Annotated in this window: 14 protein-coding genes; 12 read left to right on the forward strand and 2 right to left on the reverse strand. The window is 41.5% G+C overall.

Features of this window, described 5'->3' with window-relative positions:
* Positions 1–89 precede the first annotated feature (89 nt).
* From ylqF to IGI54_RS04950, 10 genes are all read left to right on the forward strand, one after another.
* Positions 90–938, forward strand: a complete 849-nt coding sequence (gene ylqF, locus IGI54_RS04905) for a ribosome biogenesis GTPase YlqF (protein ID WP_430621315.1) — start codon at positions 90–92, stop codon at positions 936–938.
* Positions 938–1702, forward strand: coding sequence for a ribonuclease HII (locus IGI54_RS04910; RefSeq protein ID WP_430621316.1), 765 nt, complete (start codon positions 938–940; stop codon positions 1700–1702). The genes ylqF and IGI54_RS04910 overlap by 1 nt, the downstream gene beginning before the upstream one ends.
* A 60-nt stretch (positions 1703–1762) precedes the next feature.
* On the forward strand, positions 1763–2617 hold the full coding sequence (gene dprA / locus IGI54_RS04915; RefSeq protein ID WP_430621317.1) for a DNA-processing protein DprA: 855 nt from the start codon (positions 1763–1765) through the stop codon (positions 2615–2617).
* 100 nt (positions 2618–2717) lie between these two features.
* Positions 2718–4796, forward strand: coding sequence for a type I DNA topoisomerase (gene topA, locus IGI54_RS04920; RefSeq protein ID WP_430621318.1), 2079 nt, complete (start codon positions 2718–2720; stop codon positions 4794–4796).
* Between the two features lie 21 nt (positions 4797–4817).
* Positions 4818–6116, forward strand: a complete 1299-nt coding sequence (gene trmFO, locus IGI54_RS04925) for an FADH(2)-oxidizing methylenetetrahydrofolate--tRNA-(uracil(54)-C(5))-methyltransferase TrmFO (RefSeq protein WP_071861204.1) — start codon at positions 4818–4820, stop codon at positions 6114–6116.
* Between the two features lie 203 nt (positions 6117–6319).
* Positions 6320–7219 (forward strand): tyrosine recombinase XerC, encoded by a 900-nt coding sequence (gene xerC, locus IGI54_RS04930; RefSeq protein WP_430621319.1) that lies wholly within the window; start codon positions 6320–6322, stop codon positions 7217–7219.
* Positions 7220–7493: 274 nt separating this feature from the next.
* On the forward strand, positions 7494–8039 hold the full coding sequence (gene hslV, locus IGI54_RS04935; RefSeq protein ID WP_071861206.1) for an ATP-dependent protease subunit HslV: 546 nt from the start codon (positions 7494–7496) through the stop codon (positions 8037–8039).
* 152 nt (positions 8040–8191) lie between these two features.
* Positions 8192–9583 carry an ATP-dependent protease ATPase subunit HslU gene (gene hslU / locus IGI54_RS04940; protein ID WP_311899384.1) on the forward strand — a complete coding sequence of 464 codons (1392 nt, stop codon included), beginning with the start codon at positions 8192–8194 and terminating at the stop codon, positions 9581–9583.
* Between the two features lie 16 nt (positions 9584–9599).
* Positions 9600–10388, forward strand: coding sequence for a GTP-sensing pleiotropic transcriptional regulator CodY (gene codY, locus IGI54_RS04945; protein ID WP_071861208.1), 789 nt, complete (start codon positions 9600–9602; stop codon positions 10386–10388).
* Positions 10389–10402: 14 nt separating this feature from the next.
* Positions 10403–11272: an aldose 1-epimerase family protein gene (locus IGI54_RS04950; protein WP_430621320.1), complete on the forward strand. Its 870-nt coding sequence runs from the start codon at positions 10403–10405 to the stop codon at positions 11270–11272.
* A 163-nt stretch (positions 11273–11435) separates the two neighbouring features.
* Here IGI54_RS04950 and IGI54_RS04955 read toward each other — a convergent pair whose 3' ends face one another.
* Positions 11436–12050 carry an NUDIX hydrolase N-terminal domain-containing protein gene (locus IGI54_RS04955; RefSeq protein ID WP_430621321.1) on the reverse strand — a complete coding sequence of 205 codons (615 nt, stop codon included), beginning with the start codon at positions 12048–12050 and terminating at the stop codon, positions 11436–11438.
* Positions 12051–12680: a glycerol-3-phosphate 1-O-acyltransferase PlsY gene (plsY, locus tag IGI54_RS04960; RefSeq protein ID WP_216428859.1), complete on the reverse strand. Its 630-nt coding sequence runs from the start codon at positions 12678–12680 to the stop codon at positions 12051–12053. It lies immediately after the preceding gene.
* A 122-nt stretch (positions 12681–12802) separates the two neighbouring features.
* Here plsY and IGI54_RS04965 point away from each other — a divergent pair, with 122 nt between their 5' ends.
* Complete coding sequence (locus IGI54_RS04965; protein ID WP_379946762.1) at positions 12803–13225, forward strand: CoA-binding protein; 423 nt, start codon at positions 12803–12805, stop codon at positions 13223–13225.
* A gap of 131 nt (positions 13226–13356) precedes the next feature.
* Positions 13357–15387: a DNA topoisomerase IV subunit B gene (gene parE / locus IGI54_RS04970; RefSeq protein ID WP_216428942.1), complete on the forward strand. Its 2031-nt coding sequence runs from the start codon at positions 13357–13359 to the stop codon at positions 15385–15387.
* Positions 15388–15392 lie beyond the last annotated feature (5 nt).

Genomic DNA, 15392 nt, shown 5'->3' on the forward strand with positions numbered 1-15392 from the left:
CTAAAAACTAAAAAGAACACGTTTTAAATTGTGATTATTCGTGTTAAAATGCCAAAGATGCGAGATTAAATGAGAGGAGTTGCCTACATATGACTATTCAATGGTTTCCCGGCCACATGGCGAAAGCGAGACGTGAAGTCTCTGAAAAATTAAAATTTGTCGATATCGTTTTTGAATTAATCGACGCGCGGTTGCCGCTATCTTCACGGAACCCGATGCTGGATCAAATCGTACAGCAAAAGCCGCGATTGATTTTGTTGAACAAGGCGGATTTAGCCGATCCGATTCAAACAAATTTGTGGGTGAATTATTTCAGAGAACAAGGTCATGCGGTATTAGCATTGGCAGCTAAAGAAGGTAAGAGCGTAAAACAAATTGTTCCTGCCAGTAAAAAAGTTTTGGCGGAGAAAATCGCGCGTGATAAAGAACGAGGATTGAAGCCGCGAGCGATCCGAGCAATGGTTTTAGGGATTCCCAATGTCGGAAAATCAACGCTGTTAAATCATCTAGCTGGTAAAAAGGTTGCCAGCACCGGTAATCGGCCCGGGGTGACTAAAGGGCAGCAATGGCTGCGCTTTGGTTCACAGTTGGAGCTTCTAGACACCCCAGGGATTTTATGGCCAAAGTTTGAAGACCCAGAAGTTGGCAAAAAACTAGCGCTGACTGGCGCGATTAAAGATGATCTGTTGCATTTAGATGACTTGGCATTGTATCAATTAAGTTTCTTTTCACGTTTTTATCCAGAGCAATTGAAGGAACGTTATAAATTAACGGATGACGAGTTATTTTTAGAATTGCCGGAGTTATTAATGGTGATCACGGAAAAACGCGGGTTCAAAGACGATTATGAACGGGCTAGTGAGATGTTGATTCTCGAATTACGTCAAGGCAGACTGGGCCGCTTTACCTTAGATCGTTTTGAGGAGCTGAATGAGTAATGGAAAAATTATCAATCAGCGCAATCAAAGAACAATTAAAAGAAATCACCTCAGCAGATGATCTTCGACTAGCTAATTTTCGAGAAGATTCGCGAAAAGGTGTGCAACAGGCGCTTTTGCAATGGCAAAGACAGCAGGATAAACAGCAAGCCTTAGTCGAAAAATACCAAGCGATGTCAGTCTTTGAAGTAGCGAAAAAAGCGCAAGGCTTTCAAGCAATTTGTGGAATCGATGAAGTGGGTCGAGGACCTTTGGCCGGACCGGTAGTCGCCGCTGCGGTCATTTTGAATGAGGACCATACGATTTTAGGGTTAAACGATTCTAAACAGCTTTCTGCTCATAAGCGGGAAGAATTAGTTAAGGAGATCAAGAAAAATGCCCGAGCAATCGGAATCGGTGAAGCGACCGCCGAAGAGATCGATCAGTTAAATATTTATCAAGCGACTAAAGTGGCGATGCAGCGGGCGATCGATCATTTAGCAATTGCACCAGATTGTTTATTGATCGACGCGATGGTTTTAGAAAATGGACTGCCACAAGAAAAAATCATTAAAGGCGATGCACGTTCGGTCTCTATCGCCGCTGCTAGTATCATTGCAAAAGTCTATCGGGATGAATGGATGGCTGATTACGGCGAACAATATCCTGCTTATGGCTTTGCCAAAAATGCGGGCTATGGTACGAAGGAGCATTTACAGGCGATCGAAGAACAAGGGATTTTACCGATTCATCGTAAAACCTTTGCCCCGATCAAAAATAAATAAAAAATAAGATCCTTCTTTTTTCAGTATCTTTTTTATAAAGAACTGGAAAGAGGGATTTTTTTGAAAAATAAATTTTTATTGCGTTTGAGTCTGACGAAGGGCATCGGGGTGGTTGGCAAGCAACGAATCTATCAATTTGCCAAACGAAATCAACGGTGGCAGTTTGAAAGCTTAGAGCTTCGCTTGCTTTCCCATTCAACAAAACCTAATGATTGGAATGACTGGAGCGAAGACCGACTTCAGGAGATTATCCACACGCATGATTTTATTACAATTGAAGACGCGGATTATCCAGAAGCGCTGCGTTATGTTCCCACACCGCCTTTGGTTTTATTTTATAAAGGAAATTTAAACTTATTAAAACGTGAAATGTTGGCGGTGGTTGGAGCCCGAGAAGCGACGAATTATGGGTATCAGGTTTTACAAGCGTTAATGCCGGATCTCACGAAGCGCGGTTTTGTAATTGTTAGCGGGTTAGCTAAAGGAATCGATAGCTTCGCCCATCAATTTGCGATCAGTAATCAAGGAAAAACCGTCGGAGTTGTTGGAACCGGTTTAGATATCTGTTATCCTAAATCTAGTGGGAATTTACAAATCGAGTTGAGTCAGCACCATTTGGTTTTAAGTGAGTACCCCAACGGCACCACACCTGCAAAATTCCATTTTCCGATGCGCAATCGGATCATCGCGGGTTTAAGCAGTGGCGTATTAGTCTTAGAGGCCAAAAAACGCAGTGGCTCATTGATTACCGCGCAGCAAGCCTTGGACTATGGCAAGGAGGTTTTTGTCGTACCGGGATCGATCCTGGATGGTCATTCCAGTGGCTGTCATCAACTGATTCAAGATGGTGCGATTTGTGTTGAAAAAACACAGGATATTTTTGATTCCTACGATCTATTGAAAAAATTTCATTAGACCTGACTTGACAAATAAAAAATGAATAGCGTATTATAGGCTACGATTTGTCAGTAGTTGCCGATATATAATAGAAGAAAAAAATAAGGAGGCAAAACATTTGGCCTATAAATACCTAGTAATTGTAGAATCACCAGCAAAAGCAAAGACCATTGAAAAATATTTAGGAAGAAATTACAAAGTGGTGGCGAGTGTTGGACACGTTCGCGACTTACCAAAAAGTAAAATGGGAATCGACGTTGAAAACAACTATGAACCCCATTATATTTCAATTCGCGGTAAGGGCGATGTCATTAAAAGTTTGAAGCAAGCTGCTAAAAAAGCGCAAAAAGTTTATCTCGCAAGTGACCCGGATAGAGAAGGGGAAGCCATTGCTTGGCATTTAGCTTATTTGTTAGGACTTGATTTAGCAGATAAAAATCGGGTCGTCTTCAATGAGATCACGAAAGATGCAGTCAAGGCAGCTTTTAAAGAACCCCGCAGTATTGATGTTTCATTGGTTGATGCCCAACAAGCGCGCCGCGCATTAGACCGGTTGGTAGGCTATTCAATTTCACCGATTCTTTGGAAAAAAGTTAAAAAAGGCTTGAGTGCAGGTCGGGTTCAATCGATCGCGTTAAAAATGATCATTGATCGCGAACAAGAAATCCGTGATTTCATTCCAGAAGAATACTGGAGCATTGATGGAAACTTCAAAAAGAAAACGAAAAAATTCAAAGCGAATTTCTGGGGCGTAGACGGCAAGAAGAAAAAATTGCCTAACGCGGAAGCGGTCAAAGAAGTGACTTCTCGAATCGACGGCAAGGATTATGAAGTTACCAAAGTTGAGAAAAAGGAACGCAAACGCAATCCAGCATTGCCTTTTACCACTAGTAATATGCAACAGGAATCGGCTCGTAAGCTGAATTTCCGAACCCGGAAAACTATGATGGTAGCTCAACAACTATACGAAGGAATCGCCCTTGGCAAACAAGGAACCGTCGGCTTGATTACGTATATGCGTACCGATTCGACCCGGATCTCTGATACTGCCAAAACAGAAGCGGCTGAATTCATCGAAAAGACTTACGGCGAAGAATATTCGCAACACCATGCTCGTAAAGTGAAAAATCCACAAGGGTCTCAGGATGCCCATGAAGCAATCCGACCAACCAGTGTTCAGCGGACCCCTGAAGTAATGAAGCAGTATTTAGACAAGGATCAATTAAAACTTTATACTTTGATCTGGTCACGTTTTGTTGCCAGTCAAATGACTGCTGCGATCCTGGATACGATGAAAGTGACTTTAGAACAAAATGGCGTAATCTTTATTGCCAATGGTTCAAAAATCAAATTCAAAGGGTTCATGCAAGTCTACATTGAAGGCCGCGATGATGGCAAAGAAGACAAAGAAAATATTTTGCCAGAAGTTGAAAAAGGCGACATCGTTCAATCGGTAGATATCGAGCCAAAACAACATTTCACACAACCGCCAGCGCGTTTCAGTGAAGCAACGTTGATTAAGACATTAGAAGAAAACGGCGTGGGCCGTCCATCTACTTATGCACCAACATTGGATACAATCCAACGTCGTTATTATGTAAAATTAACTCAAAGACGATTTGAGCCGACGGAATTAGGCGAGATTGTTAATACCTTGATCGTTGATTTCTTCCCGCAAATTGTCGACGTCAACTTTACAGCGGAAATGGAAAATGATTTGGATAAGGTAGAAGACGGTAAAGAGGAATGGACTAAAGTTGTCGATCGCTTTTACCAGCCTTTCGCGGTGGAATTAGAAAAAGCCGAAGAAGGCATTGAAAAAATCCAAATCAAAGATGAACCAGCTGGCTTTGATTGTGATGTTTGTGGTCATCCAATGGTGATTAAATTAGGTCGTTATGGTAAGTTCTACGCATGTAGTAATTTTCCAGATTGTCGCAATACGAAACCGATCATTAAAGAAATCGGTGTAGAATGTCCGGTTTGTCATCAAGGTCAAGTTGTTGAACGGAAATCGAAAAAGAATCGTTTATTCTATGGTTGTTCTCGTTACCCAGACTGTGATTTTACGTCTTGGGATAAACCAGTTGGCCGGAACTGTCCAAAATGTGACGGCTACTTAGTTGAGAAGAAAGTCAAAGGCGGCAAGCAAGTCGTCTGTATCAATGGTGATTACGAAGAAGTTGTCCAAAAATAAAAAAGTTTAAGTGAGGAATAAATGGTCAAAACAGTGAATGTGATTGGGGCAGGCTTGGCTGGCAGCGAAGCCGCTTGGCAGCTGGCGGAGGCTGGCGTCCCTGTGAATTTATTTGAAATGCGTCCGGTGAAAACAACACCGGCACATCATACCGCCGATTTTGCGGAATTGGTTTGTAGTAATTCATTACGAGGCAACGGGCTAACCAATGCGGTGGGTGTCTTGAAAGAAGAAATGCGCCGCTTAAATTCAGTAGTGATTGCATCGGCCGATGAGACGGCTGTACCAGCTGGCGGTGCGCTAGCGGTCGATCGCGATAATTTTTCTGCTTTAATTACGAAAAAAGTAAAAGAACATCCGCTAGTGACGGTGATTGCTGAAGAAGTTACAGAGATACCTGAAGGGATCACGATTATTGCGACTGGTCCTTTGACCTCAGAACCTTTAGCTAAAGAGATCGCAAGCTTCAACGGATCACATGGCTTTTATTTTTACGATGCCGCGGCACCAATCATTGATAGCTCCACGATTGATCGCGAAAAGGTCTATTTAAAATCACGTTACGATAAAGGTGAGGCTGCTTATTTAAACTGTCCCATGACGGAAGAAGAATTTATGCGTTTTTACAATGCCTTGATTGAAGCAGAAGTGGCTCCACAAAAAGAATTTGAAAAAGAGAAATTCTTTGAAGGCTGTATGCCAATTGAAGTGTTAGCAAAGCGGGGCGTTAAAACGATGCTGTTTGGTCCAATGAAACCAGTTGGCTTAGAAGATCCTAAGACTGGCAAACGTCCGTACGCAGTGATTCAATTGCGCCAAGACAATGCGGCGGCTTCGATGTACAACATCGTCGGCTTCCAAACTCATTTAAAATGGGGCGAACAAAAGCGGGTCTTTCAAATGATTCCTGGCTTAGAAAAGGCTGAGTTCCTACGCTATGGTGTGATGCACCGTAATAGTTTTATGAATTCACCGGAATTGTTACGACCGACTTACCAAAGCAAGCAGCGTGAAGACTTATTCTTCGCCGGACAAATGACCGGAGTGGAAGGTTATGTCGAAAGCGCCGGCAGCGGTTTGGTTGCTGGCCTGAATGCCGCTCGTTTAGCAAAAGACGAAGAACTGATCGAATTTCCACGAGAAACGGCGATTGGTTCAATGGCCTATTACATCACTCATGCTGAAGGCAAACATTTCCAACCTATGAATGCTAATTTTGGGCTGTTCCCAAGTTTGCCGGAACGGATTCGTGATAAAAAATTACGCTACGAAACATTAGCCGAACGTGCGCTAAATAGTTTAGCAGAAATGAATAAATAGAAAAAAGTCCTGTTGTGTACACAACAGGACTTTTATTATTTAAACAAAAATATGGGTAATCCTGTACTGTTTTACAGTAATTATGAAATTTCTGTAAACAATTGTTAGTATATTCGTGAAAAGTCAATAAATTCTGACAATTCAATTGTAATTAAAAAGCTCTTATGCTACATTTGTGATATGTTTGTGAGGTGAGCAGAACGTTGACGAATGATGCAGCAATAAATGAATTTATCAGTTATTTAATGACTGAGCGAGGCTATTCAGAAAAAACCAAAGAAGCGTATCAACGAGACTTAAATGATTTTTGTCGTTTCTTAGAAAATTCCGGTGAGGCGTCTTTATTGGCAGTGGATCATTTAGATGTTCGTGTCTATCTAGCCTTTTTGAATGATCAAAAGTACAGTCGCAATACGATCAGCCGTAAGATCGCCAGTCTCCGATCTTTTTATCAATACCTTTTGAAACATAAACAAATAAAGGAAAATCCTTTTTCCTATGTCCATCTCAAAAAAAAGCAAGCACGTTTGCCGCGGTTCTTTTATGAAAAAGAAATCGAAATCCTGTTTGACAGTGTTGAAGGGGACAAGCCGCTGGATAAACGGAATCGTGCACTGTTAGAGGTGCTTTACGGATCCGGTCTGCGGGTCAGCGAGTGTGCCAATCTTACCTTGTCGGTGATCGATTTTGATAATAGCGTGTTATTGATTCACGGAAAAGGCAACAAGGATCGCTACGTTCCATTAGGGTCTTATGCGGCGGATGCCATCCAAGAGTTTGTTCATGATGGCCGTAAATATTTGATGGATCATTTTGGTAAGGAGCATGATTTTCTGTTCATTAATCATCGAGGGGATCAGATTACTGCCACCGGGATTGAATACGTTTTAAATCAGATCATCAAAAAGAGCAGTCTCAATAGTGATATTCATCCCCATATGTTGCGACATACCTTTGCGACTCATTTGTTGAACAATGGCGCAGACTTGCGAACAGTTCAAGAACTGTTGGGGCATGCGAACCTGTCAACAACACAAATCTATACCCATGTAACCAAAGAAAGCTTACAAAAAAGTTATCGCTCGTTTCATCCACGAGCTTAAAAGGATAAGAGCTAAAATCAAGCGGACAAATAGGATGCTAGATCAGCTTGAAAATCAAACTTATTTTTCGGAACTTAGAAAAATAAATTCTTTAAAATGAAAAAGGATGTCAGTTCCACTCTTCGCAGTTTTGTACTAGTAAAATAATAAGACGTAAAGAAGGGCTAGATAACTATGAAAGTATCTAGTGGAATGATATACGGCTTGAGAATCAAACTTATTTTTCCTGAATTTGGAAAAATAAATTCTTTAAAATGAAAAAGGAGCGAATCATATGTCTGAATCACAATTTCATTCAACAACGATCTGTGCGATCGAAAAAGACGGAAAATTAGCAATGGCTGGTGACGGTCAAGTAACCATGGGCGAACAAGTCATTATGAAAGGAACCGCTCGCAAAGTTCGTCGCATTTATAATGGCAAAGTTGTCGTTGGGTTTGCTGGAAGTGTTGCGGATGCTTTTACCTTGGAAGAAAAATTTGAAGGCAAGCTGAACGAATATAACGGCAATCTACAACGGGCAGCGGTTGAGTTGGCACAGGAATGGCGTACCCAGCAAGCGATGAAAAATCTAGAAGCTTTGCTCATCGTTATGAATGAAGAAGAAATGCTACTTGTTTCTGGAAATGGTGAAGTCATTGCACCAGACGATGGTATTTTAGCAATCGGCTCAGGTGGGAATTATGCTTTGGCAGCTTCTCGAGCAATGAAGAAGCACAATCAAGAAATGACTGCTAAAGAAATTGCGGAAAGTGCCTTGAACATCGCGGCCGATATCTGCGTCTTTACCAACCACAATATTATTGTCGAAGAAATGTAAAATATTAGTTCGGCTTTTCCTATTGAAGTGACGAAACAAAAAAACTGAAACAAACGCTAAGAAAGTTTAGTGGAATGATATGTCAGCTGAAAATCGAATTTATTTTTCTGTAGGAAAAATAATTACACTACCAATGAGTAAGGAGAATCAACATGACTGAAGTTAATAAAACGCCTAAGGAAATTGTAAGTGAACTGGATCAATACATCATTGGTCAAAATGATGCGAAACGTTCTGTGGCGATTGCTTTACGGAATCGTTACCGCCGGATGCAGCTAGAAGAATCGATGCAGCAAGAAGTAACGCCTAAAAATATTTTAATGATTGGACCAACTGGTGTCGGCAAAACTGAGATCGCTCGTCGTTTGGCACGAATTGTCAAGGCACCTTTCGTCAAAGTAGAAGCGACCAAATTCACGGAAGTCGGCTATGTTGGTCGTGATGTGGAATCAATGGTACGGGACTTAGTTGAGAACGCGATCACGATCGTTGAAAAGGAACAATATTCAAAGGTTTACACTCAAGCATTAAAACGAGCGAATAAGCGTTTAGTGAAGCTGTTAGTTCCGGGCATTAAAAAGGAACAAAAACAAAGCAATAATCCTTACGAACAAATGATGAATATCTTCAATCAAACACAAAACGAACCAAAAGAAGAAGTGACCGAAGACATCAAAGTGAATCGCCAAACAGTTCTTGAGCAATTAGAAAAAGGCTTATTGGATCAGCGTGAGGTTACGATCGAGGTTAGCGAACCTAAAAAAGCAATGCCGATGAACAATGGTTTGGAACAAATGGGGATTGATTTGTCTGATACGCTAGGAGCTTTGACACCAGATAAAAAGATCCAACGGACGGTTACAGTCAAAGACGCCCAAGAAATTTTAGTAAAAGAGGAACAAGCGAAATTAGTGAATGAAGGCGATATCTCAACGGCAGCAATTAAATTAGCTGAGAGCTCTGGGATTATCTTCATTGATGAAATTGATAAGATTACTTCGAAGTCGCAGCAAAACTCTGGTGAAGTTTCTCGTGAAGGAGTTCAGCGGGATATCTTGCCGATCGTAGAAGGGTCTCAAGTCAATACGAAATATGGTGCGATCCAAACCGATCACATTTTGTTTATTGCGAGTGGTGCTTTCAGTCTATCAAAACCTAGTGATTTGATTCCTGAATTGCAAGGACGCTTCCCAATTCGGGTTGAATTAAGCGATTTGACAGCGGAGGATTTCGTTCGGATCTTAACGGAACCGAATAACGCTTTAATCAAACAATACATCGCATTAGTTGGAACCGAAAACGTTGATATTGTTTTCACCAAGGAAGCGATTGACCGGATTGCTCAGATTGCTTTTGATGTGAATCGGGAAACGGATAATATCGGAGCACGACGCCTTCACACGATTTTAGAAAAATTACTAGAAGATCTATTATTTGAAGCACCAGACATGCAAATGGGCGAGATCACGATTACGGAAGCTTATGTTGACGAAAAACTCGTATCAATTGCGCAAAATAAAGATTTAAGTCGTTATATTCTTTAAAAATGGAGGGGAAAAAGTGGAAACATTATTAGAAAAAACACGCCAGATCAATAAGTTAATGCAGCAAAAAAATGCTTTCGAACCAACTGCCGAATTACCTTACAATAATATGGCGCGTATCTTGGGGGATGTCCTTGGGTCACTGACCTATATCATCGGTGCCGAAGGAAAATTGTTGGGTTTAAATGAAAAAATTGATATTAATACGGATCGCGTCCGCTCGTTTTTAGTGGATCGCCAATTTCCGGATCGTTATGTCTCTGAAATGAAAGAAGTCTTTAAGACCGAGGCGAATATTCCAATCGCTAATGAATTGACTGCTTTTCCAACCGAACGGGCTGAATTATATCCCAGCGGATTAACCACGGTTGTTCCTGTTTTTGGTTCAGGGGAACGCTTAGGAACGATTATCTTGGCTCGGACAGAAGGCGCTTTTGACGATGATGATCTTGTTTTAGCAGAGTATGGGGCGACAGTTATTGGGATGGAAATTTTGTATCAGCAGTTTCTGAATGTTGAAGCGAAAATCCGCAGTCAAACGGCGGTTCAAATGGCGATTAGTACACTTTCTTATAGTGAGCTAAAAGCGGTCAAAGCAATTTTCGACGCGTTAGAAGGAGACGAAGGTCGTTTGACTGCTTCGAATATCGCAGACAAAATTGGCATTACTCGTTCCGTGATCGTTAATGCGTTGCGTAAATTGGAATCTGCGGGTATCATTGAATCACGTTCACTTGGAATGAAGGGAACCTATTTGAAAGTCTTAAATCCATTGTTTAAAGAAGAGCTGGTACGCCATAAATAGAAAGTGGGATGTTTATGTCAGTAACAATTACAAATGATTTTTTGGAAGCAACGATCAATGAAAAAGGCGCTGAATTGGTTAGCTTACGTGCTAATGAGATTGAGTATATCTGGCAGGCAGATCCCCAATATTGGGGTCGTCATGCGCCAATCTTATTTCCGTTTGTCGGACGCCTGAAAGACAATCAATATTCATATCAAGGTAAGACTTATCCTATGGGACAGCACGGGTTTGCTCGTGATAAAGAGTTTAAGGTGCTAGAACAGACGAAGGAAAAAGTCACGCTGGTTTTAACCAGTGATGAGGAGACGAAAAAGGTCTATCCTTTTGAGTTCTCTTTGACGGTCAGTTATGAGATTTGGGGCGAAGGTGTTCGGATTCGCTTTGATGTTGAAAATACTGGTGAAGAGGAAATGATTTTCGCATTGGGCGGGCATCCGGCGTTTAATATTCCGCTGACTGACGAGCTGCAGTTCGATGATTATTTTATCGCCTTCTCACCACAAAAATCACGGGTGAAGATTCCCTTGGACGGGCCGTTTACAAACTTAGATCAAAAGACCATCGGACAGACCAATACGAATATCCAATTGAGTCGTGGGCTGTTTAAAGAGGATGCACTGATCTATGAAACAAGAGGATTGAATGCTTATACTTTAGGGAGTGAAGAATCCTCTCACAGCGTTACGTTGGCCTATAACAATATTCCTTATGTAGGCTTGTGGTCGCCTTATCCGGCAGAAGCACCTTTTGTCTGCATTGAACCTTGGTGGGGCTTTGCGGATACAGTCGACAGCAACGGTCGTTTAGAAGATAAAGAAGGCATGAATCGTTTAGCTGGAAATGAGCATTTTAAAACAGAATTTTCGATTACCGTAAGCTAAAATAAGAGGTTGAGACAGAAGTGTTCAACTTCAAGAAATTTCGGATTATTTCTAAAGAAGCTACTTCGGACATACCGTTTATACGCGAAAAGGAGCTGAGACATTAATTTGTCTCAGCTCCTTTTCGCGTATAAACAGGGATTTAGAAGTTAGTTTCTATCTTCTAATCAAAGGGAACGCACCAATCATCACTATGATGAGCGTCGAAGCATAAGCCGATTTGCTGAGCTGTTGTTTTCTCCACAGCAAGAGGAGGCAATTCAGCTAAATCGAACCAATCGATTTGCAAGGTTTCGATATTTTTCTGGAAGCTGCCGCCTAATGGGAGACATTCAACAAAAACTTTACAGACACTGTACGCATAGCGAGGCGGATTGTGCCTATTGCGGTCTTGGAGCGCGATGATTTTTAGCGGTTCGACCGATAAGCCTGTTTCTTCTAGCGTTTCTTTAATAGTATTTTCTTTGATGGATTGATCAAAATCGACCCAGCCGCCAGGCAATGACCATAAGCCGTTATTCTCCTGCACCAGTAAAATCCGATTGTCTTTGAAGACAGCTGCCCGAGTATCGAGTTTCGGTGTTGGATAACCAGTCTCGGTAGCAAATAATTCCCGGACTTTTGCTGTAGGCAGCGGTGATTGGCTGGCTAGCATTTCAGTGGCAATCGTCCGAATGCGCTCAAAACGTTCTTGGTCAAAAATATCTTTTGTATAGGTCAATCCTGCTTGGGCTAAAGCCTGTAATTCAATCGCCCAATCTAAAAATTGTTCCTCCATTTATTTCTCCTTCTTATTTAAGCCGAAGGACACTCGATTTTCTGTGCCAGCTTTGATGCGCTGGATATTTTCTTTGTGACGATAAATAATGTAACAAGTCAGGAGAAAACAAATCAAGGTCAGCAGCCAATTATGTGTCGGTAAAATAGTGGGCCAAAGATACGGTAAAACAATGGATGAAAGAGTAACGAAAATAGCGGAAAAAATACTCGCTACACTCACCATGCTGGATAGATACAGAACGATCAAGAAAAAGACTAGTGAGTAAAAAAAGAACAGCGGCGAATAGCCTAAAAGCATCCCGGCACTAGTGGCGACGGCTTTACCACCTTTAAAGCCGGCAAAGATCGGCAAAGTATGGCCGATGACTGCAATCAAACCAAACCATAAAGGGTTGACATCTAAATGAAAAATTATTGGCAGACAAGTAGCCAAAGTTCCTTTCAATAAATCCATTGCAAAAACAATAAGGCCGGCCGTCTTACCTAAAACTCGAAAGGTATTCGTGGTTCCTGAATTGCCACTGCCAAAATTTCGAATATCTTTTTTGAAAAAGATTTTTCCGATCCAAATTCCAGATGGAATGGAGCCTAAAAGATAAGCTAACACGATCAGTATAGCGATTTTCATATAAATCCTCATTTCTCTGTTAGTAAGGCTATTTTAGCAGATTTCAAATCAGTGAACAAATTCAAATCACGTGCTATACTACATTGAGTAAATTAAAATGACGATCGAGTGAGGGAAAGCAGATGAGTTTTCAAAATCCGAAACAAAATAAAATTTTTCAATACTTAGACGATGCCAAAGTTATCGCAGTCGTAGGCTTAAGTGACAAGCCAGAAAAGACGAGTTATCAAATTGCCGACGTGTTAAAAAGCCATGGCTATAAATTGTACGGCGTTAACCCAAAACTAGCCGGTGAAACAGTCAATGACATTCCAGTAGTGGCTCGGTTGACAGACGTACCAGAAACAATTGATATTGTCGACATTTTCCGTCGTAGCGAATTTTTACCAGCGGTGGCAGAAGAATTTTTACAAACAAATGCCAAAGTTTTTTGGGCACAGCTTGGCTTATACAGTGCTGAAGCCGCAGAAGTCTTACGTTCAAAGGGTCGCAGCGATATCGTGATGGATCGTTGCATCAAGATCGAATTAAATAAACGCGCGTAAAAAGCGTGTCTAATTTGTTAAAAAAGATAGAAAAACGCCTTTTCATTTTTAGGAGAGGCTTTTTTTTTATCGGCTTTTAGCGTATCATACAAATGATGTACTTTAGATAAGGAGTTGTAAGCTTGGCTAAGATGAACAACGAATACAATGACGCTTCGATCCAGGTTCTCGAAGGATTAGAAGCAGTTAGAAAAAGACCAGGGATGTATATTGGCTCGACCGATAGTCGTGGCTTGCATCATCTAGTATATGAAATTGTCGATAATGCGGTGGATGAAGCATTATCCGGCTACGGTAGTGACATTGCTGTGACGCTACATGCTGATAACAGCGTAGAAGTTAGTGACAAAGGTCGGGGAATGCCGGTTGGGATGCATGCCTCAGGAATTCCTACCGTAGAAGTCATCTTTACCATCCTTCATGCGGGAGGAAAATTTGGGCAAGAAGGCGGTTATAAAACTTCTGGCGGGTTGCATGGTGTAGGTGCCAGTGTGGTAAACGCACTATCCGAGTGGCTAACAGTTACGATTGTGCGCGATGGCATGGAATATCGCGAGGAATTTAAAAACGGTGGCAAACCGCAAGGAACATTGAAAAAGATTGGTAAAACTCGTAAACCCAATGGAACAACCGTCCATTTTTTACCAGATGATCAAATTTTTACGACGATGCACTTCTCCTACGAAACGCTTTCCGAACGGTTACGGGAATCCGCCTTCTTATTACGCGGAGTAAAGATTACCTTAACTGATTTACGAGGAGAAGAAAAAGTGGAAGAAGTCTTCCATTTTGAAGAAGGGATCAAAGAATTCGTTGAATATTTGAACGAAGACAAAGATACACTGACACCGGTGGTTTATTTTTCCGGTGAACGAGAAGGGATCGAAGTTGAGTTTTCTTATCAATACAATGATGGTTACTCTGAAAATGTTCTTTCCTTCGTTAATAATGTTCGAACAAAAGATGGCGGTACTCATGAGTCAGGGATGAAAACGTCAATGACTAAAGCCTTCAATGAATATGCTCGTAAATCGGGCTTATTGAAGGAGAAAGATAAAAATTTAGAAGGCTCAGATTTCCGCGAAGGCTTATCTGCGGTACTGTCTGTTCGTATCCCAGAAAATCTTTTGCAGTTTGAGGGTCAAACAAAAGAAAAATTAGGAACACCAGCCGCTCGAGGTGCAGTTGATAATGTGATTGGCGAGCAAATGGGTTTTTATTTACAAGAAAATAGTGAAAACAGCCAAATGTTAGTTCGTAAGGCAATCAAAGCTCGTGAAGCTCGTGAAGCTGCCCGCAAAGCCCGTGAAGAAAGTCGTAATGGGAAGAAACGTAAAAAAGGCGAATCGTTGCTTTCTGGTAAATTAACCCCGGCTCAATCTCGTAACGCCGCGCGCAACGAACTCTTCCTAGTCGAAGGAGATTCGGCCGGCGGTTCGGCCAAACAAGGCCGTGATCGGAAGTTCCAAGCGATCTTGCCATTACGTGGGAAAGTTATCAATACCGAAAAAGCGAAGATGCAAGATATCTTGAAAAATGAAGAAATCAACACGATGATCTATACGATTGGCTCAGGCGTTGGTCCGGAGTTTTCTATTGAGGATTGTAATTACGATAAAGTTATTATTATGACCGATGCGGATACCGACGGGGCCCATATTCAGGTGTTGTTATTGACTTTCTTCTATCGTTACATGAAACCATTGATTGAAGCGGGGAAAGTCTACATCGCGTTGCCGCCTTTATACAAAGTTTCAAAGGGCGCTGGCAAAAAACAAGTGGTGGAATATGCCTGGACAGATGAAGAATTAGAAGATGTAACAAAGCAAGTCGGTAAAGGTTATATGCTGCAACGTTACAAAGGTCTAGGGGAAATGAACGCGGAACAACTGTGGGAAACCACAATGGACCCAGAATATCGTACTTTGGTTCGCGTCCGGATTGATGATGCTGCTAAGGCGGAACGTCGGGTTACGACCTTAATGGGTGATAAAGTTGAACCAAGACGTAAATGGATCGAAAGCCATGTTCAGTTCACTTTAGAAGAAGACGGCAGTCTATTGGACAATAAAGAAGAAGTTCCAGCTGTTCCAGTGGCGGAACAATCAGAAACAGAAGAAACAGCTGATGGTCTACGTGTTATCAGTTTGTTTGATGAGTAGGAGGT

The organism is Enterococcus sp. DIV0800 (assembly GCF_050559735.1).
Taxonomy (GTDB): Bacteria; Bacillota; Bacilli; order Lactobacillales; family Enterococcaceae; genus Enterococcus_A; species Enterococcus_A devriesei.